Annotated in this window: 20 protein-coding genes, 1 tRNA gene, 1 rRNA gene and 1 pseudogene; 9 read left to right on the top strand and 14 right to left on the bottom strand. The window is 36.9% G+C overall.

The genetic code is table 11. The annotated features are described in order from the left end of the window. Both BW935_RS17480 and BW935_RS17470 read right to left on the bottom strand, forming a co-directional pair. Positions 1 to 88, bottom strand: a 16S ribosomal RNA gene (locus tag BW935_RS17480); the annotation flags it as partial. A gap of 586 nt (positions 89 to 674) precedes the next feature. Beyond that, a tRNA-Arg gene (locus tag BW935_RS17470) sits at positions 675 to 751 on the bottom strand. Positions 752 to 928: 177 nt separating this feature from the next. Between BW935_RS17470 and BW935_RS17465 the strand changes: the two genes are divergently transcribed. Then, entirely contained in the window at positions 929 to 1,666 is a 738-nt protein-coding gene (locus tag BW935_RS17465; protein WP_076503074.1) for a porin family protein, read from the top strand. 112 nt (positions 1,667 to 1,778) lie between these two features. Here the strand turns inward: BW935_RS17465 and BW935_RS17460 are convergent, their stop codons facing one another. Both BW935_RS17460 and rpoN read right to left on the bottom strand, forming a co-directional pair. After that, positions 1,779 to 2,348 carry a phosphatase PAP2 family protein gene (locus tag BW935_RS17460; RefSeq protein ID WP_245802737.1) on the bottom strand — a complete coding sequence of 190 codons (570 nt, stop codon included), beginning with the start codon at positions 2,346 to 2,348 and terminating at the stop codon, positions 1,779 to 1,781. Between the two features lie 51 nt (positions 2,349 to 2,399). Continuing rightward, entirely contained in the window at positions 2,400 to 3,851 is a 1,452-nt protein-coding gene (rpoN, locus tag BW935_RS17455) for an RNA polymerase factor sigma-54 (protein WP_076503072.1), read from the bottom strand. 191 nt (positions 3,852 to 4,042) lie between these two features. Here rpoN and asnS point away from each other — a divergent pair, with 191 nt between their 5' ends. Further along, a complete protein-coding gene (gene asnS, locus BW935_RS17450) occupies positions 4,043 to 5,494 on the top strand; it encodes an asparagine--tRNA ligase (RefSeq protein ID WP_076503071.1) in 1,452 nt (483 codons plus the stop codon). 73 nt (positions 5,495 to 5,567) lie between these two features. On the opposite strand, the gene BW935_RS17445 is transcribed toward asnS, so the two are convergent. From BW935_RS17445 to BW935_RS17415, 7 genes are all read right to left on the bottom strand, one after another. Beyond that, positions 5,568 to 6,812 (bottom strand): MFS transporter, encoded by a 1,245-nt coding sequence (locus BW935_RS17445; protein WP_076503070.1) that lies wholly within the window; start codon positions 6,810 to 6,812, stop codon positions 5,568 to 5,570. A gap of 94 nt (positions 6,813 to 6,906) precedes the next feature. Beyond that, complete coding sequence (locus BW935_RS17440; RefSeq protein ID WP_076503069.1) at positions 6,907 to 8,382, bottom strand: bifunctional ADP-dependent NAD(P)H-hydrate dehydratase/NAD(P)H-hydrate epimerase; 1,476 nt, start codon at positions 8,380 to 8,382, stop codon at positions 6,907 to 6,909. Positions 8,383 to 8,386: 4 nt separating this feature from the next. Then, complete coding sequence (locus BW935_RS17435; protein ID WP_076503068.1) at positions 8,387 to 9,688, bottom strand: MFS transporter; 1,302 nt, start codon at positions 9,686 to 9,688, stop codon at positions 8,387 to 8,389. Between the two features lie 79 nt (positions 9,689 to 9,767). Then, positions 9,768 to 10,229, bottom strand: coding sequence for an ExbD/TolR family protein (locus tag BW935_RS17430; RefSeq protein WP_076503067.1), 462 nt, complete (start codon positions 10,227 to 10,229; stop codon positions 9,768 to 9,770). 1 nt (position 10,230) lies between these two features. Beyond that, positions 10,231 to 10,872, bottom strand: coding sequence for an ExbD/TolR family protein (locus tag BW935_RS17425; RefSeq protein ID WP_076503066.1), 642 nt, complete (start codon positions 10,870 to 10,872; stop codon positions 10,231 to 10,233). Then, positions 10,872 to 11,201 carry a hypothetical protein gene (locus tag BW935_RS17420; RefSeq protein WP_076503065.1) on the bottom strand — a complete coding sequence of 110 codons (330 nt, stop codon included), beginning with the start codon at positions 11,199 to 11,201 and terminating at the stop codon, positions 10,872 to 10,874. The genes BW935_RS17425 and BW935_RS17420 overlap by 1 nt, the downstream gene beginning before the upstream one ends. Positions 11,202 to 11,261: 60 nt before the next feature. Then, a complete protein-coding gene (locus BW935_RS17415) occupies positions 11,262 to 12,065 on the bottom strand; it encodes a MotA/TolQ/ExbB proton channel family protein (RefSeq protein WP_076503064.1) in 804 nt (267 codons plus the stop codon). Between the two features lie 429 nt (positions 12,066 to 12,494). On the opposite strand from BW935_RS17415, the gene BW935_RS17410 reads away from it, so the two are divergent. Beyond that, on the top strand, positions 12,495 to 12,713 hold the full coding sequence (locus tag BW935_RS17410; RefSeq protein ID WP_076503063.1) for a hypothetical protein: 219 nt from the start codon (positions 12,495 to 12,497) through the stop codon (positions 12,711 to 12,713). Positions 12,714 to 12,824: 111 nt separating this feature from the next. Here BW935_RS17410 and BW935_RS17405 read toward each other — a convergent pair whose 3' ends face one another. From BW935_RS17405 to BW935_RS18135, 3 genes and pseudogenes are all read right to left on the bottom strand, one after another. Beyond that, a complete protein-coding gene (locus BW935_RS17405) occupies positions 12,825 to 13,331 on the bottom strand; it encodes a hypothetical protein (protein ID WP_076503062.1) in 507 nt (168 codons plus the stop codon). Positions 13,332 to 13,522: 191 nt separating this feature from the next. Beyond that, positions 13,523 to 13,885: a hypothetical protein gene (locus BW935_RS17400; RefSeq protein WP_076503061.1), complete on the bottom strand. Its 363-nt coding sequence runs from the start codon at positions 13,883 to 13,885 to the stop codon at positions 13,523 to 13,525. 309 nt (positions 13,886 to 14,194) lie between these two features. Next, positions 14,195 to 14,408 (bottom strand): annotated as a pseudogene (locus BW935_RS18135) (IS1595 family transposase); the annotation flags it as partial. Positions 14,409 to 14,647: 239 nt separating this feature from the next. Here BW935_RS18135 and BW935_RS17395 point away from each other — a divergent pair. From BW935_RS17395 to BW935_RS17365, 6 genes are all read left to right on the top strand, one after another. Beyond that, on the top strand, positions 14,648 to 15,352 hold the full coding sequence (locus BW935_RS17395; RefSeq protein WP_245802736.1) for a Crp/Fnr family transcriptional regulator: 705 nt from the start codon (positions 14,648 to 14,650) through the stop codon (positions 15,350 to 15,352). A gap of 395 nt (positions 15,353 to 15,747) precedes the next feature. Beyond that, entirely contained in the window at positions 15,748 to 16,326 is a 579-nt protein-coding gene (locus BW935_RS17385; RefSeq protein ID WP_076503059.1) for an NAD(P)H-dependent oxidoreductase, read from the top strand. A 278-nt stretch (positions 16,327 to 16,604) separates the two neighbouring features. Then, positions 16,605 to 18,407 (top strand): TrkH family potassium uptake protein, encoded by a 1,803-nt coding sequence (locus BW935_RS17380; RefSeq protein ID WP_076503058.1) that lies wholly within the window; start codon positions 16,605 to 16,607, stop codon positions 18,405 to 18,407. An 11-nt stretch (positions 18,408 to 18,418) separates the two neighbouring features. Next, complete coding sequence (locus tag BW935_RS17375; protein WP_076503057.1) at positions 18,419 to 19,108, top strand: potassium channel family protein; 690 nt, start codon at positions 18,419 to 18,421, stop codon at positions 19,106 to 19,108. 73 nt (positions 19,109 to 19,181) lie between these two features. Then, positions 19,182 to 19,583: a hypothetical protein gene (locus tag BW935_RS17370; protein WP_076503056.1), complete on the top strand. Its 402-nt coding sequence runs from the start codon at positions 19,182 to 19,184 to the stop codon at positions 19,581 to 19,583. A gap of 1,078 nt (positions 19,584 to 20,661) precedes the next feature. Next, positions 20,662 to 21,141, top strand: coding sequence for a hypothetical protein (locus tag BW935_RS17365; RefSeq protein WP_139325571.1), 480 nt, complete (start codon positions 20,662 to 20,664; stop codon positions 21,139 to 21,141). The last annotated feature ends 852 nt before the right edge of the window (positions 21,142 to 21,993 follow it).

Here is a 21,993-nt window from a genome sequence, read left to right as displayed (position 1 = left end):
AAAAGCAAGCTTCTAGATCCCGTTCGACTTGCATGTATTAGGCCTGCCGCTAGCGTTCATCCTGAGCCAGGATCAAACTCTCCATTGTAAAGTTTTTTTTCCGCTACTCTCGTAGCTTATTCCTATCGGCTCTTATTGATGTTATTCTTGAAAAACTATCCTAAAATAGCCTCTCGTCGTTTCGTCTTACAACACTTCAATGAACTTATATGCCATCAATCTGACATCTTGAAACAGTTCCCTGTCTGCTTGTTTACCAAACCCTCTTTCGTTTTGGGTTTGCAAAGGTATTATCAAAATTTAATTTTTCAAAACTGAAATGAAAAAAATTTAATTTTATTTTCTTCATTATATAATACCTGAAATCAATTTTTGTTTTGCTTTTGAAAGCTTCTTCCCTCGTTTGGGATTGCAAAGGTGAGACAGTTTTGTTGCTATTGCAAGCCCTGTATAGAAAGTTTTTTAAAGTTTCCTTTTCAGGCTTGATTTTCAATGCTATAATTTTTCAATCTCAGAGTCTAGTCTCTTTTATAGCGTAAGACACCAAAAACTTCAAAGCAAGAACTTGAATCAAACGAACAGGATACCGAAGTATCGGTTCAGGCTCTGAAACCTCTTGAGCCGTAATCCAAATTTAATGTAAAACAAAAAAAGCCCCGTATTGCGGAGCTTCTTGGTGACCTCGTCAGGATTCAAACCTGAAACCTCCTGAGCCGTAATCAGGTGCTCTATTCAGTTGAGCTACGAGGCCTATTGGGATTGCAAATGTAGATATCATTTTTTGATTTACAAATATCCCGCTTTAGCTTTTTCGCTTTTTATTCTTTCTTTGTCCTTAACCAATTAAGAATTATTAAGATAAAAAGGAACAGAAATCAAGTATGTTTTTATAATTTAGCCACCTGATTTTAATCCAATAAATGCTTTCATGAAAAGACTAACCTTATTATTCATTGCAGGATTGCTGACATTCAATACTTTCGCCCAAGAAAGAGAGCGTACTCCCATAGGTGGACGTCCAGATATCAAAGGCGATCTCTTAATAGATTTTGGCTTCAATACTTTAAATAACAAACCAGACGATCTATCTACCAGGTTTTTCCCATCAAGGACTTTCAATGCATCTTACCAATATCCATTTAATATTTTTGGAGAAGGGTCGGGATTCACATTTAATCCAGGGATAGGTATAGGTACAGATAAAATGGCTTTTACTGAAGATCGTACAATCTTTAACAACCCGCTGTTGGGTCCAGAATCTAGTATCCTTCGTGATATTAGAGAAGTGTATGGAGATGATATCAGAATCAATAGAAATGTGGTTGCCGTAAATTATATCGATTTCCCGCTTGAGATCAGATATCATTTCAATAAATCCAATTACCAGAAAAGTATGAAAGTAGCTGTCGGTGGTAAAGTTGGGTTTTTGTTAAACTCTCATAGCAAAATTGCTTATGAAGATGCTGATGGTTTGACTAGAAAAATCAAAGACAGACAAAACTACGGACTGGCCCCCATTAGATATGGTGTTTATACAAGACTAGGGTTTCCTGGATTCAATATTTGGGGTTATTACGGTTTGAACCAAGTATTCCAAAAGGATCAAGGTCCTTTTGGAACTGCTGCTAATCAAATCAACTTTGGAATTTCAGTAGCATTATTCTGATATTGGGAAATAGGGAAATTAGCCAGAAAAGAAAGAAAAACAGATTTAGCTTAAATCTGAAAATCATTGAAAAGAAAATAATCTAAAAAACCGGTTAGTACCGGTTTTTTTTTTATGCCCAAACCATATAAAATGACCCAAAACAAACCAAAAAACCCAAGAGAAAGCCAGCCCAAACTTGAGCTGGTGTATGGGCATTAAGATATAGCCTCGCAGTCCCTACTGCTCCTGTCAATATGATGGCTCCTAATACTGGATAAAGTAAATTGAATCCAGATAATATCAGACTGTAAGCCAGGATTATTCCCAATAATCCCCCAACGCCCAACATGTGCGCACTGATTTTCCAAAAGAAACTAATACTGGTCAGTAGTATTAAACAGATAGTGATGATAAATAAAATAAAGATCAACTTATAATCCATCCAATCTTTGACATAGAATGCGTATGCTGTCACCATGTAAAGTAGACTGATCATTGAGAAAGGAAAGACTCTATCCTTCCTATCCTCCATTTTCAAGGATGGAATCACTTTATTATAACGCATAACAAACAAAATAGCCAATGGAATCACAAAGGTATTGGCCACTACCACCAAAAATATCAACGGCTTATTTGGCCCACCTGCAATCTCTGATTCCGGTAAAACAAAAAGTAAAAAACCAACAATCAAAGAGGGCATCAGCAGTGGTTGAAACACTGCTGATATAATTTCTGAAATTTTCCTATACACTTAAAGTTCCTTTCTTAATCTGGCAACTGGAATCTGCAACTGTTCTCTATATTTCGCTACAGTTCGACGAGCAATATTATAACCTTTATCATTGAGCATCTTCACTAGCTTATCATCAGACAGTGGCTTTCTTTTATTTTCTTCGTCTACTAGAGTTTGCAATACGCTCTTGACTTCCTTGTTACTTACATCTTCTCCTGAGTCGGTAGCGATACCCTCTGAGAAGAAGTATTTCAAAGGATAAATACCAAATTCAGTTTGGATTGCTTTGCTATTGGCTACTCGTGATACCGTGGAGATATCCATTTCTATTTGATCAGCAATATCTTTGAGAATCATAGGTCTCAACTTGGTTTCGTCACCTTCCACGAAGAATTCCTTTTGATAATCCAGGATGGCCTGCATGGTTCTCAACAGTGTATGCTGTCTTTGCTTGATGGCATCAATAAACCACTTGGCAGCGTCAAGCTTCTGTTTCACAAAGGTGACTGTTTCTTTGAGTTTTTTATCTTTTTTATCACTCTTATCATAAGCATCAAACATGTCTGAATAAGATCTGCTGACTCTCAGTTCTGGTGCATTTTTTGAATTGAGCGAGATCTCTAACTTCCCATTGCTATTGGTAAGGATAAAATCTGGTATAATGTATTGTGTTTTGACGAGGCCGTCAGAAATCCCTCCTGGTTTGGGGTTCAATCTGGTAATCATATGCACTGCATCCTTCAACTCATCATCTTCGATTCCGAGTCTCTTTTGTATCTTGCTGTAATGCTTCTTAGTAAATTCCTCAAAATTATCATGGATAATCTGAATGGCATGCTGCACGACAGGATCTTCGGGATGCTCTTTTCTTTCTAATTGAATCAAAAGGCATTCTTGCAGATTCCTAGCTGCTATTCCAGCTGGATCAAAGCCTTGTATTTTTCGAAGAATCTCTTCTACCTCGTCGATGTCTGTTTCAATATTCTGACTGAAAGCAATATCATTGATGATCGCTTCTAAATCCCTTCTGATATAGCCATCATTTTCTATACTACCGATCAATTGCTTCCCAATAAGCTTTTGTGTTTCATCAAGCTTGAGGTAACTCAGTTGAGAAAGTAGCTGTTCGTGTAAAGAAATACTACCTGAAATAGGCACTTCCCTATCATCATCATCGGGAGAGTAGTTACCGTCTCCCTGCATTTTATACCCACCGTAGTCCTCACTGAGGTAATCATCAATATTTACATCTTGCTCAGGTGCTTCAATATTCTCTTCATAAGTGTCAGAAAAGTCATCATCCTCTTTTTTCTCTTCATCCCTACCCTCTTCCAATGCAGGGTTGATTTCCAACTCTTCTTCTATCCTAGCGTCCAATTCGGCAGTAGGTACTTGAAGTAGTTTGATAAACTGAATCTGCTGAGGAGATAGTTTTTGCGAAAGAACCTGACTTAAATTAAGCTTCTGCATATATGATCAATCAAGAATTGTGTTAAAAATTAGTCTACTACGGTTGTTGGTACAAATGTTTTCTGAATTCAAATTTAGGAAATTAGATCAATTTTTTGATAAAAAGCTTATTATATCGTTTTTTTGCATTCCTCTTGTGAAGAACCAAAAATTGGAGGATCACAAGGAGTAAGACAAAAAGAAAAAATGTCATGGCTTTTAACAAAAGAGTAAAAATCAAATCACTGCTGGAAAGCGATTTTGTAGGTCAGGAAGTGACCTTGATGGGATGGGTAAGAACCAAAAGGAGTAATAAGAATGTATCATTTATTGCTTTGAATGACGGCTCTACCATCAATAATTACCAAGTAGTGGCTGATCCTAATATCATAGATGAAGAGACACTCAAGCGTATCACCACGGGTGCTTGTATCAAAATAAATGGTCAAATCGTAGCCTCCCAAGGTTCTGGTCAAAGTTCTGAGATCTCTGCCTCCTCGATCACCATACTTGGGGACGCTGATCCAGAAAAATACCCTCTACAGCCGAAGAAGCACTCCTTGGAGTTTTTGAGAGAAATCGCTCACTTGAGAATGCGTACCAATACTTTTGGTGCTGTATTCAGAGTGAGACATGCTTTGGCCTATGCTGTGCATAAGTATTTCAATGATAAAGGTTTCTTTTACATCCATACACCAATCATCACTGCCTCAGATGCTGAAGGTGCTGGGGAGACTTTCAAAGTCACCACCTTGGATTTGAAAAATCCGCCTTTGAATGAAGATGGTAGCATCAATTATAAGGAGGATTTTTTCGAAAGAGAAACTAATCTTACCGTATCGGGTCAGTTGGAAGGTGAGCTTGCTGCGATGGCTTTGGCTGAGATATATACTTTCGGACCTACTTTCCGAGCAGAAAACTCTAATACTACTCGACACCTGGCGGAATTCTGGATGATCGAGCCTGAGATGGCATTTTATGATGCTGAGGATAACCAAGACCTTGCGGAAGATTTCTTGCAATATGTGATTGGCTATGCTTTAGAGCATTGTAAGGACGATTTGGCATTTTTGGATAAACGTGCTGCCGATGAAGAGCAAGGCAAAAAAGCAGACCAAAGAAGCGAAATGGGATTACTCGATAGACTGAGATTTGTCACAAAAAACAAATTTGAAAGAATCACCTATACGGAAGCCATAGATATCTTGAGAAACTCCAATCCGAACAAGAAAAAGAAATTCCAATACTTGATCGAAGAATGGGGCGCGGATTTGCAGTCTGAGCATGAAAGATTCTTGGTGGAGAAGCATTTCAAAAAGCCAGTTATCTTGACTGACTATCCAAAGGAAATCAAAGCATTCTACATGCGTCAAAATGATGATGGCAAAACGGTAGCAGCAATGGATATCCTTTTCCCAGGTATTGGAGAAATCGTAGGGGGTTCACAGAGAGAAGAAAGAATGGATCGCCTCACGCAAAGAATGGACGAGATGCATATCCCACAGGAAGAGATGTGGTGGTATCTGGACACGAGAAGATTTGGAGCTACCCCACATGCTGGTTTTGGTCTAGGCTTTGAAAGACTCGTACAGTTTGTGACCGGTATGGGTAATATTAGAGACGTAATCGCTTTCCCAAGAACCCCGGGTAATGCGGAGTTTTAATTTGGTCCTCAATTGACGCTACAATTATCTTAGATAATTATAGATAGCATCGGGTTTACACTCGGTGCTTTTTTTATTTTTCCACAACCAAACTTGGATCCGGGGAGTCATCAATATTTGCGATGGCTTCGGTATCCACGACTTTTATCCTTCTGATCAAGGGAATACAGAGTAAGCTAAAAACAATCGCGATGTAGCCCACATAGTTGTAATTGATCAATTCTCCGTTGATATTTTCAGCCAAAATCAAACCCGCTACAAAGGAGGCAAAGCCCGCTGATAATTGCTGAACTGCAGAGTTAAAACTGAGAAAGCTACCCCTGTTCTCAGGCTTAGCAGTACCTGTGATCAAAGCTGAAGCTGGCACCATTCTACCATTGGACGTCACAAAAAACATGGTGGAAATCAACAAAACATAAGGAATGGGGGTTGCACCCAAATGCGTAATTACTCCAATGGGGATGATATTCAAAGTCATGAAAATGGTGAATATTTTCACTTTCCCATATTGGTCAGTCAATCTTCCTACCCATGGTGAAGTAAAGATTGTAAAAGCACCTCCAGCCATGTAGATATATGTCAGTTCCATGTCGGTAAACCCTACATTGGCCACCATGTAAGGACTCAAAAAAGGTATAATCATAAATTGTCCCAACATCATCATGATGGTCAGTGTAATGGCTCTCATTTGATTTGCATTGCTCGTCACCCTTTTGATCACCTGTATGGGAGAAGGTTTGGATTGCTTAGCAACAATATGTGCGGTGATAGAAGGTACATACTTGTATATCATCCAGAATATGATGCCTGACAAGCTTGCTAAAAATAAAAATGGTGCATGCCAATTGGATAAACTAGCGATGAAAAGCCCAAAAGGAACCCCGAAAACCGAGGCTACAGAGAAAGCTGCCATGACCAATCCCATGGCCCTACCTCGTCTCCCATCTGGTATCACATCTCCAATGACTGCCAGTATCAAAGCGGATGTAAGTCCACCAAACAAGCCTGAAATGATTCTCGCAACCAGTAAAATGATATAATTAGGGGAAAACGCACAGGCTAAAGTACCCAAAAAGAAGCCAAAGAAGACCCATAACATGATCGTTCTTCGGTCATACTTATCTAATACAAATGCTCCCATAAAACTGCTCAATCCAGCAGCAAAAGTGTATGAAGAAACCAGCAAGCCAAATTCCCTTGGCGTAATCTCAAAAATTCGCATCAGTTGAGGCCCAAGAGGCATCAAGATCATAAAATCAACAATGTGCGTAAAATTGATCGCTGCTAAGGTCCATAGCAACAGCTTTTCCTTCTTCATCCTATACTTCAAAATATGGAACCCTAACCAATGCTATCGTCAATAAGTTCTTTGGAATTGAACTTATCGCAAAAGATAATTTAAAAAAATCAGCTTATTTAATTCCCAATTCAAGGAAAGTCCTTGGAATGGCTTCTATTATATCTGAGGCGATCATTCCCCTCCACTTAGACTTAGAGGCCAGCTCACCTGCAAGTCCATGGTGATAAACACCACATAGCGCAGCATGCTCTGGACTATAGCCTTGCCCCAAAAATGAGGCTATCATGCCAGTCAAAACATCTCCAGACCCAGCAGTAGCCATGTATTGATTGCCCGAGGAATTGAAAATCTGCCTGCCATCAGGTAAGGTCACCAAAGTATGCGCACCTTTGAGTACCAAAATCAACCCATTTGCTATTGCGAAATTTTTAGCCTTCTCCATCCTTTCTAGGTGGTCTTTGGATTTCCCCACCAACCTTTCAAATTCTTTCAAGTGGGGTGTGAGGACGCTATTCTTGGGGATTTTATGAATCAAATCTGGATTAGCAGCGAGCAAATTGAGCCCATCTGCATCAATGACGATTGGTTTCTGGAATCTTGCCAAGATAGATTGATAATAGGCTATATCCACACCCATTCCCCAGCCAGGGCCTATAGCAATGGCATCAAAGTTATTTAAGTTTTGCTTAGAATCATCTTGAAATAGCATCAACTCCGAAATAATGGGCTGAATCAAGTAGGGATCTTCTAGGTACGGAGCTAAGTGAACTAACCCAGAATCTGTCCTTAAAGCAGCGTGAGCACTTAAGTTGATGGCTCCTGTCTTACCTTTAGCTCCACCGATGATCAAAACTTTCCCGTAATCGCCCTTGTGACTGAAGCGATGAAAGCTCCGATGCAGACTTGGAATATCCTTAGCTCTTAAATAAAATCTTCCTACTTGAAAAGCATCCATCGTTTCTTCAGAAATACCTATATCCATGATATGTAATTCCCCAATAAATGAGGCATGCTCTGGGAACAATAAGCTTAACTTTGGAAATTGGAAACTCACCGTATGGTCAGCTCGAAATACGGTTCCAAAAGCAATTTGATCGGCCGGAAGACCTGAAGGAATATCAATTGCAATTTTTAAGGCAGTCGCTTTATTCAAGATCTGAATTAATCTTTGAAATACCCCCTCAATTGGTCTATTGATCCCTACACCAAAAACACCATCTATGATGACTGAATGCTCAGCAATGATCCCATTCCATTCATTAAATTTTGTGACTAAGACCTTGTCTGGTAATCTGCTATAATTAGCCTTAAAGTCGGCAGAACAATCTGCCACCTCTTGAAGATAAAACAGGTGTACATTGTAATACCTTTCTTGAAGCAAACGAGCTATCGCAACACCATCTCCTCCATTATTTCCTGGACCAGCAAAAATATAAACCTGCTTAATATTCGGATTAATAGTAGTGGTAAACCAAGCCACGAAGGCATTAGCAGCTCTTTCCATCAAGTCTAAGGATGATATTCCTTCAGCCGAAATGTATTGCTGATCTAGGTGCTTGACTTGTTCCCCTGATATTATTGGTAGCATAAGTTTAAACTAAAGCTGGCTTTTCTAAGTCCTTTGGTGGTATTTTCAATAAAATTAAGAAACCTAAGCCAACAAAGAAAAACAATCCCAAAGCCAAAGAACTATTTCTCATAGAACCCGTGAGTTGTTCGATGAAGCCATAAGAAAATGTCCCTAGTACTATGGCAATCTTTTCTGTTACATCAAAGAAACTAAAATAAGATGCATGATCTGTGGTATCTTGTGGGATTAACTTGGAGTATGTAGAGCGCGAGAGAGACTGAATCCCCCCCATCACCATTCCAACTACCACGGCCAAAGCGAAAAATTGGTAAGCAGTCTCAACAAAATAAGCACCAGCACAGATCAGTACCCAGATAAAGACCATGATTACTAAGGAAGACTTATTTCCATAGATCTTAGAAATCAATGCAAATAGGTAGCTTCCTCCTATGGCTACCAGTTGAATGATCAAAATGGTAATAATCAGTTGATCACCAGGAAGGCCAAGTTCTTTATCACCAAAAGTAGCCGCCAGATACATCACCGTTTGTACACCCATACTATAAAAAAGAAAGGCAGCAAGAAAGCGATTCATGACTGTAGAGGATTTTACTTTATAGAAAACCGTTCTAATTTCCTTATATCCTACTAAGAGGATCTCTCTATCTACTTTTTTATTGTATGGATTGTTAGGTAAGTATTTGAAAGGAATCTGAGAAAAGCCAGCCCACCAAAACCCAACAATCAAAAAAGACCATCTAGCACCTTGCCCACCATCAGTAAGACCAAACCAATCAGGTTTTTCAATCATCAACAGGTTTAGAACCAAAAGGATCACACTTCCGATGTACCCCAATGCAAAACCTTTGGCACTGAGGAAATCAAACTCCTCTTCTTTGGAGATCTCAGGTAGAAAGGCATTATAGAACACTATACTTCCTGCATAACCAATACTGGCAGTGACAGCACAAATGATTCCCCATTCTAGATTATCTCCATCGAAAAAAAACAGTCCTAAACAGGCTAAAGAACCCAAGTAAGCAAAGAATTTCATAAAACTCAATTTCTTACCACCGGAGTCAGCTATCCCTGACAGAAGAGGTGAAAGCAAGGCAATGACTAAAAATGAAAAGGAAATAGAATAGGAATAGAGCACAGTGTTGATGATCTCAATTCCAAAAAAGCTGACAAGGTCTCCCTTGTCTTCAGATTTGGTCACACTATTAAAGTAAACAGGGAAGATGGTAGAAGTGATGACTAAGCTATATACAGAATTAGCCCAGTCATACATTGCCCAGGCATTTTGGGTCTTTTTATTTTTCATTCGGATAAAGGAATGGTCTTCTAATTAAACAAAAAAGCCACTTCTCTCAAAGTGGCTTTTTTGAATTATTTTATCAAGATTAGTTCTGAACCTTACCTACTGATGCGTACAATACACGTCTCGCATCTACTTCTCTCAATTCAAATTGAATATCGGAAATAGGTCCCATTTTCACTTCTCTATCTGCTTTTAGTGATATTGTAATCATATCTCTCTCAGCTTCTGATAACTTATCTTTCTCTTGGTTGACCCAAAGGATAATGTCACTTGTATTGATCAATACATCATTGGCCTGAATTCTTGGCTCAGTACCATAAAGTGCAGTATTTTTAGGCTTACCTACATAAAGGTAAGAGATCAAAGTTTTCTTTTCCAACTTCTGAAGCTGAGTTGCTTGAGGGATTTTTTGTTCCACAAGCATCTCGTTTTCTCTCAATACAGTAGTTACCATGAAGAAGAAAAGAAGCATGAAAATAATATCAGGCAAAGCTGAGGTCGGGATATTTTCCGAAACCTTGTTCTTTTTCTTAAACTTTGACATATTAATTTCCTCCTATTTTATCTGGTTCTGCAATTGAGATCGCCATTGGAATACCTTCTTTACCTCTGTCCTGAAGTTCTTTTTCGGCTGCAGTCTTACCTGTAAGTGCTCTATACTGATCGGCAGTGATGCCTACTCTTTCAGCATAGATTTCGAAGTAAGCCCTCTTCACCTGATCAAGTACTTCAAGATATTTTTCGTAAGAGGTACCTCTATTCGTCTTAATGGATACTACAGCACCTCCAGACATTGGGTGATCTGATGATTTGGAGTCTCTGTTAGCTTGCGCTTTCAAAGACTGCGGAAGGCTATTGAATAGCGCTTGCGCTTCTTCATCAGGTGCACCGAAGTTGAGGATGAATGCTTTCACATCATCTGAAAGTTTTTCAGTATTTTCCAAATACTCACCTTCCACCAACAGTTGATCGTTTGCATTGACCAAGATGTTGAAAATATTTCTCTCGTTGAGAGGTATTTCAGGCGGTGGAACATTCGGGTCTTGCTTAGGAGGAAGGATATTCAAAATACCCTTATCCGAAGCAATCGTCGTTGTAACGAGGAAGAAGATAAGCAACAGGAAGGCGATATCCGCCATGGACCCTGCATTTACCTCCTGACTCATTCTACCTTTTTTCCTTGCCATTACTTAATTGCTTTATTGAGTTCTGTGATAACAATACCTGCGATGGCTGCCAAAGCGAGTACGTAAGTGGTCACCAAAGTACCTCCGACGAATTTGGTAGAAGTCTCAGTCATGCCGAATGGCTCTGCCATATACTTTGCTGCAACTTCACCACTAGCAGTAGAGAAAGCAACGAAGAACAACACGCCAAGGACTACTACACCCACTCCAGTTTTTACCAAACTTTTAGGGTTGTCAAGAGACTTGATCAGTGGCATTAAGATTGCCACTACGGCTCCGACTCCTATCAGTACGTAGGCTACTGTTAAGAAAATATCTATAGAATCCATATTGATTTTGTGCTAATGTTATAAATAATTAATAGTTGAAACAGAATAATCAACCAGTAATTACTTAGTCAATTTGTGCTTCACTAGGATATCTACCAAAGAGATAGATGCATCTTCCATGTCGTTTACCAAAGAATCGATCTTAGCGACACAGTAGTTGTAGAACAATTGAAGGATAATCGCAACGATCAAACCAGCAACTGTTGTCAAAAGGGCGATTTTGATACCACCTGCTACCAATGAAGGAGAGATATCACCTGCTGCTTCGATGGAGTCAAATGCACCAATCATACCAATTACAGTACCCATGAAACCCAACATTGGGGCAAGAGAGATGAAAAGAGAGATCCAAACTAGACCTTTTTCCAATCTACCCATTTCAACAGAACCATAGGCGATGATAGATTTTTCGACCATTTCGATACCTTCTGAGTATCTCATCAAACCTTGAGTAAAGATAGAGGCAACAGGACCTTTGGTGCTCTTAGTAACATCCTTTGCTGCTTCGATACCACCTTGTTCCAATGCTTCTTCAACTTTAGCCAAAAGTTTTTTGGTGTTTGTAGTAGAAAGGTTCAATGTGATGATTCTTTCAAGTGCAACAGCAAGACCTAAAATCAAACAGATCAATACTGGCGTCATGAAAGTAGGATCACCTTCGATGAACTTTTCTTTGATGATTTGGTGAAATCCTTTGTCTTCTTCGATGATTTCATCATCTACGATGGCCGGAGCAACTTCTTCTGCTTCAACGACTTCAGTGGTTTCAACTTCTGCAGAATCAACGTCTGCTTCTTGGGCTTTCGAGATAACCGGAGATAAAAGGATTCCGGATAGCATGAACAAAGCGATTAACTTTTTCATAATGTAGATTTTAATAGACTTTAAATAAAGGTTAAACGGTTTCTAATTTAATATTGAGATTTTAAAGTTATCATTTTTTCAATTCAAAATGCAAAGGATTCTTTCATAATTTTTTGAGAAAACAATAACTGATCTCAGTTTTAGAATTGGATTGCAAGCTAAATTATACCATATGAAGTAATTAGACAATTTATGTGAATGGGGATAAACTAAAGTAAATGGGTTATTTTGGATATTGGTGAGTTTAGTCCCTTTCAGCTTAATTTTGACCTATACCTATAATATGGTGCTAAATATTTTTGTAATTGTTTAGCCTTCAAATATAACTAATTTTTTATTGAATAAAAATCGTTGGGTATGAAATAAAATTCAATTGCAGGGGGGCAGTGTAGTTATTGGTTGATTGAGTTATTGGGTTATTGGTTTAGAATGTTGGAAGGTTATAAGGTTCGAAAGTTGGGCTGGGCTGGTTGGGAATTGGAAGATTGGAAGATTGGGTTGATTGGGTTAGAGGTTGGATGGTTTGAAGGTTTGAAGGTTGGAAGGTTGGAAAGTTGGGTTGGGCTGGTTGGGAATTGGAAGATTGAGTTGATTAAGTTGATTGGGTTATTGAGTTATTGGGAACTGGGGATTGGGGGGATGGATTAGATGGTTCTTTGGTTTAGGAATATGGAGGGTGTTTATTAATCAAATTGTAATTTTAATTTATTGCCAATATGTTCCTGGATCGCTTCAGTGATCCAGGAACATATTTAATTTTTAAACAATTACCAACTTTCTCTTTATTTCTTGCTGAATGATTCCCTCCCACTTTTTAGCTAGCGGGCCTTCTCCTTGAAGGTCAGAGAATTTTTCAGCATCATAGAGTTCAAGAGTATGCTCCTTGTCTTGCTGATTCAATTTGAGCTTAAGTAAAATCAGATCACAAACCCTTCTTTTGGACGATCCTAGGCCAACAAATCTTGCAGATTCTTGGATAGATACTTTGCCAATCTGAGTAAGATCTATCAAATCTATCTTGATTTCAGCTGTCCAATTGGCATAGATTAGTTTTTTGTTTGATCGATCTAAACCAAGATAATATTTTGATCGCCAAGTCTCCTCCTGATCTATGTTGAGCTGATTGAGGCTTTTGAATTCTTGAAGTTGTTTTTGAATCCCCATTTTTTGATTGTTTAATTTTCGATACTGTAAATAAAATGGGATGATGAAAGCTATCATTGCCAATACGGCAATGGTCAATGTAAGCAAATCTATGTCTAACATGATAATTGATATTTATATATGAAGTGATGCATCAATCGACATGCAACCTGTCGATTGATGATTGTTGATGATGATAAAGCTTTTCAACTATCTCAGCTTCTACAGAAGAAGCCAATAGAGCGATCCTTCTGCCTCTACTAGGAGACGCTAAGAAGTTAAGAAAAGCTTGAGAAAAGTAGCACTGGATGTGATTACCAGAAAAAATGACTGGGGAATTTCATTTCTTTTATCCCAAATTGTAGCGTAAATGATCCTGGATAATGGATCGTGCTACTTACTAAGGATTGGAAATGAAATTCTTGATACAAGAAAATTCCTTCGAAGGAAGCCCAAGGTTGAAATGATTTTCCTTGAACTGTTAGCTGTGACCCTTGGTCAGCATTGAGCATGAATTGTCCAAGTAGATACTGAGCATCATCTTGGAGTACCTGAAGGTTGTCGAGATGGGCATTAAAACTATTATTGTCATCTGCTAAAAATGCAGATACCCCTCCATGAACCAGCAAGGAGAAGAGTAATAGGTAAGCAAAAATTTGTCTTAATGCGGGTTTCATAGGATTTGAACTGATAGCAAACTTATGACAAAATTCGAGCCGAAAAAAATCCGATTGCATCACCTAACATGCAGCACAATCGGACTTTAACTTATAATAGGTCGTGCACAAAGTTATTCATTATTAGTAGGTTTGAGAATTTGTTGATCAAGTTTTTTAAGAATCGATGGGAGGTTGAAAGTTGGAAAGTTGAGAAAGTTAGAAAGTTTGATGATTGTTAAGCGTTAAGTATAGAGTAACTGATTAACTGGGTAATAGGGAAGGTAGGTTAAGGATTGATCATAAAGTGTTAAAGCATCTCAACATCTAGGTGTGAAGAGATATCTTATTGTTTTCCATTACAGTTCCACTTTTAAAGAGCTTCTCCTTCAGCATTGACTTCATTCAAAGAATTTTCCAGCTATGAATTAGTAATGTATTTACAGGTTTTATAGTATTTTCCCATTTTTTCTCTACTCTCTTTGATATAAACTTCACAGCTTTCTTCATCTGGAAAGTATTGTAGAAATTGAAGTATTGTCATCATGTTTCCTATTTTGAAACAAAAGACAGCAGCAGATTCCAACCTACAACTAATTGATACGTATTATCAATTTCGTCACGTTCACTCAAGCGGATATACATATAAATTAATTTTAGAATTACATGAAAAACTATTACTTCATACTGATTTCGAGTTCTTTTTTTAGTTGCTAATTTAAAAATAACTATGAAACGGAATTTGTTTTTGATAGAGAAAAGTCAAAGATAAAAGTTGATTCTTTGATAAATGTTGATTTTACAGTATCAGATTATGAATACTTAGACTCTGAATTCAATATTAAACCAATATCTTCAAAGGAATTTCAAAAGAAATATAAACCAAAAAACCTTACTCAATTAAGGATGAATCTTGAAAAAATCATAAGTGAAATTGTTGAATTTTACTCCCCCCTTTCCTTTGCTTGCCGGCAAGATTTAATAGCTCATTCTAAACTTAACACATATAAACGAGGTGAAATTGTGGTGAGAGAAGGTGAATTTTCTAAAAAAGCTTATCTGATTGTTCAGGGTTGCTCAAGAGCCTATTATTTGAAAGACGGAAAAGATATTTCTGACTGGTTTTCTTTTGAAAATCAATTCATGGCACCTATTGTGAGTTTTTTCAGTGATAATCCTAGCCCTCATTATGTTGAATTTGTGGAAGACTCTGTAGTTCTTGAATACTCCAAGGAAGTGATGGACAGTCTTTCTGATAAACATCACGACTTCGAACGCTTTATCAGTAAAATAGTTACTGAAACAATGTTGGGGCTTTGTGAAAGATTGTACACTGTTCAATTCAATAAAGCTGAAGATAGATACAACCATCTTTTAAACATTTATCCCAGCATAACAAAGCGTATACCATTAACTCATATTGCTTCCTACTTAGGTATCACGTTGGAAACTTTGAGCAGGATAAGAAACCCTAAGAACCGAATTTGATCTATATCAAATGTAATCTATTCCATCCACTCTAATTTTATGAAAAAATTATAAAGGATGGAAGTTAACACACAGATGCATTCAATTTTTGGAAGATGGTGGATACCTATTAGAAAATGGTTTTACCCAATTTGGCTTTTCTTTGAACTAACGATCCGATTCATTGACTATAGCATATCAGTTTATGATTATCTTATTGCTAAACCTGGCTATTGGGTTCCTTTTTTTGGGAAAACTGGGCTTCAGAATGGAGCCGTTATTTGTAGTATTTCAACTTTTGTGATTTGCACAATATTTTTAACAGTCTCAGCTTGTTTTGTAATTTACAAATTTTTTGAAACAGACAATCTAACAGCAACTCTATTTGAAGTTAAGGTAAAAAGATTCTTGTAACCATGAAAAACATACTTATCATTAATGGACATCCTGATAAGGAAAGTTTCAATTATGCACTATCAGAAGCATATAAAAACGGGGCAGACAAGTCGGATGCTATTATTAAAGTCATTAATATCAGGGAACTCAACTTCAACCCTAATCTTGAGTTTGGCTATAGAAGACGAACAGAATTAGAGCCTGACTTGATAGATGCACAAGCCAAGCTGATATGGGCAGACCATCTAGTCTGGATTTACCCAGTTTGGTGGAGTTCTTTCCCCGCCATCATGAAAGGGTTTCTAGATAGGGTTTTACTTCCCGGCTTTGCATTTCAAAAAAGGCAGAATTCTTTATTCAGCGACAAATTGTTAGTTGGCAAAACAGCAAGGATCATCTGCACCCTAGACCAGCCTGCCTGGTATTACAAATGGGTATATGGAAACCCAAGTCACAATGCCCTAAAAAAAGGGACATTAAATTATATTGGTGTAAAAAAAGTTCGCATAACAAGCATTGGACCTGTAAGATTATCCAATGAAAGTTTCAGGTTGAAATGGCTAAGAAAAGTTGAAAGATTAGGTTTATTGAATAAGTAATTGTTATTGAAAAATCCCCAAACTCTTTGGAACCACGATCCTATTTTTAATAGCTTACCACAACCTATCAGACAGCATTAGAAAAGTTAAAGGGAAATTCAGAGCGCTAATTTTTTGAAATTGGTTAGTTATGCAAGTAATCAATAATTTGAATTCTATTGACAATCTATATTCCTAATTCCTATAGATTATAAAAATTGGTCTCGAGCCGATATGATTCTTGCAGGCTTAACGTGCGTATAATTAAATTTATTTTTACCTTTCGAAAAAGAATTGATTTGAAAAGACTTTTTCAGAGCCCGGACGAAAGAATATTACTTATTAGGAACGTATTCGCTCTCAACAGCAAAATACTTCAATTTCTAAGTATTCTCACCTTCTCTCTGCTAATTTTTGACCTAGGGTTCAATCAAGACTTGGATCATAGTTTGCTCAAAAAAATATTTGATGGTTCTCTCCTTTTATTGGCACTTGGATTCATCATTAGACTATTTTCAAAAACAGAAAGCTATAAAGTCCCAAGACTTGTAATTGAAGTTTTAATTATTTTATCACTGGGTATTGCAAGTGCTGTTAATTTTGGATTGATTGAGTTTACAAATCGCATTACACTTGCCAATCTACAGATCAATGATTTCTTCGTTAACACTTTAATTTTTGTCTTATTTATCATTGAATTGAGTAAGTTGACATTATCTGTCAATCAACTTAGAATCCACCCTGCGCTCGTATTTATATTAAGTTTTTTAGTAGTGATACTGATTGGTACTGGATTACTTTTGCTTCCAAATGCTACCACAAATGGCATAAGCATTATAGATGCTTTATTCACGTCTACCTCAGCTGTTTGTGTGACAGGGCTTATCGTAGTGGATACTGCATCTGATTTTACATTTATGGGACAATTTATCATCATGCTTTTATTTCAGGTAGGAGGCTTAGGAATGATGACATTTACTTCATTTTTTGGATTTTTTTTTAAGGGTTCATATTCTCTTCAAAACCAACTTTTTCTCAAAGATTATATCAATGAAGATAATATTGGGGCGATCAATTCAACTTTATTGAAAATCATTTTCTTTACTTTCATTACAGAAGGCATCGCAGCATTTTCCATTTATCATATCATTAATAGTGAACTTTTTGAAAGTTCGGGAGAGCAAGTATTCTTCGCGATTTTTCATTCCATATCGGGGTTCTGTAATGCAGGGTTCTCGATATTGGGAGATGGATTGTACGAGGTAGGATTTAGAGAAGAATATACTGTTCACCTGATCCTCGCGACGGCCATTATTCTAGGAGGGATAGGTTTCCCTGTTATCTTAGGTTACTACAATTACTTCAAGCACATTGTCATTGATACCAAAAATGTAATATTGACTGGCCAAAACTATCAACATGCGCCAAGAGTAGTCAATATTAATATCAAGTTGATAGTATATACTTCAGGTATATTATTGATTCTTGGATTTATAAGTTATTGGGTATTTGAATCTCATCATACATTGGAGGGACTTTCTGGATATGGGAAATTTGCAACAACTGTATTTGGTTCAGTTACGCCAAGAACAGCAGGTTTTAACACAGTAGATATGTCAGGTCTAGCAATGCCTACTATTTTAATTTATCTAATTTTAATGTGGATTGGCGCTTCGCCAGGTTCTACAGGAGGGGGCTTAAAGACTAGTACAATAGCAGTAGCCGTGCTTAATGTGGTTAGTCTTTCTAAAGGTAAAGATCGAGTGGAGATTTTCAAAAGACAAATCTCCAATGAAACTATCAGAAAAGCATTTTCTGTAATTCTCCTCTCCTTTTTGGTTATTGGCTTAGGTGTATTTCTAGTATTACTTTTTGATCCACAATTATCATTGATCGATGTAGCTTTCGAAATATTCTCTGCTTTCTCAACTGTTGGTTTGAGTCTCGGAATTACTGGTGAACTATCATTTGGGAGTAAAATCGTAGTCACCATCATCATGTTTTTAGGGAGAGTTGGAACATTGACTATACTAGTTGCTTTTGTAAGAAAAGCTAGAACTTTGAGATACAAATATCCAGAAGAGGGCGTATTTATCACATAAACTTAAAAAACATGAAATACATCATTGTAGGATTGGGAAATTTTGGAGGTCACTTGGCGGCAAGACTTACCAGCTATGGTCATGAGGTAATTGGTATAGATGCTAGTGAGGACAAAGTTGATGCGGTAAAAGATAAAATCACCCATGCAATTGCGATGGATGCTACAGATATTCATGCTGTAAAAAACCTACCATGCAAAGAGGCAGATGCAGTGATCATCGCAATTGGAGAAGATTTTGGAGCATCTATTATGGTCACAGCAATTTTCAAACAACTTCAAATCAAGAGGTTGATCTCTAGATCTATAAACAAAGTCCATGAAACTGTTATCCAAGCCATTGGAGTTGATGAGATTTTACACCCTGAGGAAGATTCAGCAGAAAGAATGGCCAAAAGTCTTCAAATGAAAGGCGTGATTGACTCTCTTGATGTTTCTGACGACTACAATATTATTGAAGTCAAGACCCCTAAAAGGTATATTGGTCTATCAATAGCTGAAACAAAAATCCGTCAAGATTATAATATCAATATCCTCACTTTGATCAAAATGGTGGATAAACCTAACATATTTGGAATCAAAGCAAAAAGCAAAAAAGTCACTGGGGTAGTGACTCCCAATACAGTAATTGAAGCAGGTGATATTCTTCTACTTTTTGGTCATATAAAAGACATCCAAACAATTTTAAAACTTGAAGAATAAAACCCCAATTCAAAAGCTTAAAACTGATTCAGAGTATTGTTGGACAAAATAAAGTAAAAAAACCTATTCAATCATGAAAAATTATTTGCAAATCATTACCATACTAGCCTTTACCATATTTTTGTTTTCACTTAACCCTTGTTTAGGTCAAGGTCAACAAAAACCTGACAAAAGCCCTAAATGGGATTTAGGATTGGAAGGGATGGCAGGAGTAGCATTTGGGAGAGAATTTTATTCATTTAATGTAGGCGGCCCCAGTTTGTTATTCAGGTTCAACAGTGATTTCAAGGTAGGGTTTGGAGCACTACCTTCCTTTTACATCAAAGAGGGAAAAACTGGTGCCAAGTTAGGTGTGGCTCCTAGAGTTGATTATAAAAACATTGCCCTTTTTGTTCCATTTTATCATTTTGATAATGATGACACGTGGGTTTGGTCTATTGGAATCGGGTATAAATTTCATAGAAAGCAGAACTAAATAAAACTGATCAGGTGAAATCGTACATTCTCCTATTAATTGTTCGGCCAAGTGAAAGTAAGCGGATAAACATATTATTTTATCATTCATAGTCAATGTAAGTAGATCTATGTCTAATAAGATAATTGATATTAATAAATGAATTGATGCATTAGCCGACTTGCAACAAGTCGATTCATGATTGTTGATAATGATAAGGGTTTTCCAATATTTGATCTTCTTCAAAAAAAGCCTATAGAGCGATCTTTCTGTCTCAACTAGGAGGGGCTAATAAGTTAAGAAAACCTTGGGAAAAGTTGTATTGGACTTGATTACCAAGAAAATTCGAGCCGAAAAAATCCGATTGCATCACCTAACCTGTAGCGCAATCGGACTTTAAATTATAATAGGTCGTGCACAAAGTTATTCATTATTAGTAGGTTTGAGAATTTGTTGATCAAGTTTTTTAAGAATCGATGGGAGGTTGAAAGTTGGAAAGTTGAGAAAGTTAGAAAGTTTGATGATTGTTAAGCGTTAAGTATAGAGTAACTGATTAACTGGGTAATAGGGAAGGTAGGTTAAGGGTTGATCATAAAGTGTTAAGTCAGCTAAGTCGAGGGGATCGTGAATTTGAAGGTTTTTTGATAATTGATCTTTAAGAGTTTAGTGGATTGGAGAAAGGAAGTTTAGAAACTTTTGGTGGCAGTATGAATACAGCAATCTATTTTGATTCAATCAGCCACAAAAGAGGTGAATCCTCCTAATACTTAAAGCTATGAGGACTTTGGAATCAACCAAATAAAAAATCATTTCATCATTCTATGGTTTATAAAAAAATTACGGTCCTAGAACTTGAATTAGCCCCTACAATCTAATCGAAAAAAGTAAATATCAATTAAAAGTACCTAATAAATAACCAAAACATGGAAGTGAAAATTTTAATCAACTCCATATTTTCAGAAACATAACTCACTGAATAGTAAACAAAAGAAAAAAAGTTTATTTTTTTTCAGCTTATGATGTCGCGTTTTTCTGTTTTAGATCGTAGGGTTAGTAGAGCGCTCTTAAATCATTTATTAAAACATAAATTTCTAATGAGATGAATTTAAGAAAACTAATACCAATGATGGTAGCCATAATGGCTACATTTTATTTGATTTCATGTAATGACGATCCAACTCCTTGTGAAGATCAGACTTTGGCAAGTTTTGATTTTGTATTGATGGATGAGGAGGAAAATTTAATCTTTGATGATGAGGGATTTGATATTGAAAATATTAAAATCTATGCACTGGAAGATGATGAATTGAATGAGGTAGAATTTGAAGTAAAAACAAGTTCAGAGGATCTAACCTTTGTTTCTTCTATAAATCTTTCTGAGATCAGTTTGGAAGAGGGAGTTGTTGACTTTAGAGTTCAGTGGGACGAGGACAATTTCATTGATTTCACCTATGCTGTGAATTCTAGTGTTGCCTCAGGATGTCTTTCATACAGTTATGAAGCCCAACTTGAAGAAGAAGATTTAGAAACTTTGGAGAGTGGCAACAATATCGTTTACGTAATTGCGGTGCCAGCATAATAATTCTAAGTGAGATTGCTTGACAAGCAATCTCACTTTTTTATAAACATATAATATCGGTACGTTTTTTAGTTCATTTTCAATTCTAAAATCAAAAAGCAGTAATCCTAAATCCTATTTATTCGGCTCCAATAAAGCTGACTAACATAAGCGTTTCTCAGCATGTCTTAGATTAAGTGAATTAAAAAGTTTTAAAGGGATTCCAATTAGCTGATCAGTTATGGGTAGATATAGTTATGAGAGGTTGGGTTTTAATTTTGGACTGGTTGAAAGGTTGGAAAGTTGGTTAATGTTGTGGTTTTGAAATTGCACTGAAAATGGGGTTGAAAATCAAATGTTTATATTCTTAGAATAATTATATGATTTCTTGGTTTTTCGCCAAAAGTCGGCGAATGGTCGGGAGGCATACGGGACACGGTCGGAACACGGTCGGGAGAGAGACGGGGGAAAATGGGGTGATTTTTGAATAAAATATGATTATTTTAGATATTTTTGTATTTTTTTTATATTGAAAAATTAGGGTAATTTAGTGTGTACAAGGTACAAAGTAGAGAGTACACAGCAGGGAGATAAGAAGGTTGAAAGTTTGGTTTTGGACAAGTTGGATCGAGAGGTGATAGTTGGAAGAATTTAGGGAATAGAGTTGATTGGGGAAATGATTTAATGGGTGATTGGGTGATTGAGTGATTTGGTTAAGTGTTAAGTGTTAGTGTTGACTGTTAAGCGTAGTAATTGATTGGGGTGTTGGGGAAAGGAAGAGACTGTTCATTTAAGTGTGTCTGCTAACTTTACACAATATGAACAAGAAAAAGACAATTGATGACTTATTAAATGATCCTAAGATGAGTGAAC

Origin of the sequence: Belliella pelovolcani, from assembly GCF_900156785.1 — a bacterium.
Classification (GTDB): domain Bacteria; phylum Bacteroidota; class Bacteroidia; order Cytophagales; family Cyclobacteriaceae; genus Belliella; species Belliella pelovolcani.
The sequence above is the reverse complement of the archived record's forward strand: the minus strand, read 5'-3'. Positions and strand labels throughout refer to the sequence as shown.

Bases quoted from the DNA above. Each gene is read 5' to 3' on its own strand.
- BW935_RS17440 (WP_076503069.1), bottom strand. From the start codon at position 8,382: ATGCTACCAATAATATCAGGGGAACAAGTCAAGCACCTAGATCAGCAA.
- BW935_RS17375 (WP_076503057.1), top strand. From the start codon at position 18,419: ATGAAATACATCATTGTAGGATTGGGAAATTTTGGAGGTCACTTGGCG.
- BW935_RS17365 (WP_139325571.1), top strand. From the start codon at position 20,662: ATGAATTTAAGAAAACTAATACCAATGATGGTAGCCATAATGGCTACA.
- BW935_RS17370 (WP_076503056.1), top strand. From the start codon at position 19,182: ATGAAAAATTATTTGCAAATCATTACCATACTAGCCTTTACCATATTT.
- rpoN (WP_076503072.1), bottom strand. From the start codon at position 3,851: ATGCAGAAGCTTAATTTAAGTCAGGTTCTTTCGCAAAAACTATCTCCT.
- BW935_RS17425 (WP_076503066.1), bottom strand. From the start codon at position 10,872: ATGGCAAGGAAAAAAGGTAGAATGAGTCAGGAGGTAAATGCAGGGTCC.
- BW935_RS17410 (WP_076503063.1), top strand. From the start codon at position 12,495: ATGTTGGAAGGTTATAAGGTTCGAAAGTTGGGCTGGGCTGGTTGGGAA.
- BW935_RS17465 (WP_076503074.1), top strand. From the start codon at position 929: ATGAAAAGACTAACCTTATTATTCATTGCAGGATTGCTGACATTCAAT.
- BW935_RS17415 (WP_076503064.1), bottom strand. From the start codon at position 12,065: ATGAAAAAGTTAATCGCTTTGTTCATGCTATCCGGAATCCTTTTATCT.
- BW935_RS17420 (WP_076503065.1), bottom strand. From the start codon at position 11,201: ATGGATTCTATAGATATTTTCTTAACAGTAGCCTACGTACTGATAGGA.
- BW935_RS17405 (WP_076503062.1), bottom strand. From the start codon at position 13,331: ATGTTAGACATAGATTTGCTTACATTGACCATTGCCGTATTGGCAATG.
- BW935_RS17435 (WP_076503068.1), bottom strand. From the start codon at position 9,688: ATGAAAAATAAAAAGACCCAAAATGCCTGGGCAATGTATGACTGGGCT.
- BW935_RS17430 (WP_076503067.1), bottom strand. From the start codon at position 10,229: ATGTCAAAGTTTAAGAAAAAGAACAAGGTTTCGGAAAATATCCCGACC.
- BW935_RS17445 (WP_076503070.1), bottom strand. From the start codon at position 6,812: ATGAAGAAGGAAAAGCTGTTGCTATGGACCTTAGCAGCGATCAATTTT.
- BW935_RS17385 (WP_076503059.1), top strand. From the start codon at position 15,748: ATGAAAAACATACTTATCATTAATGGACATCCTGATAAGGAAAGTTTC.
- BW935_RS17400 (WP_076503061.1), bottom strand. From the start codon at position 13,885: ATGAAACCCGCATTAAGACAAATTTTTGCTTACCTATTACTCTTCTCC.
- BW935_RS17460 (WP_245802737.1), bottom strand. From the start codon at position 2,348: ATGCCCTCTTTGATTGTTGGTTTTTTACTTTTTGTTTTACCGGAATCA.
- asnS (WP_076503071.1), top strand. From the start codon at position 4,043: ATGGCTTTTAACAAAAGAGTAAAAATCAAATCACTGCTGGAAAGCGAT.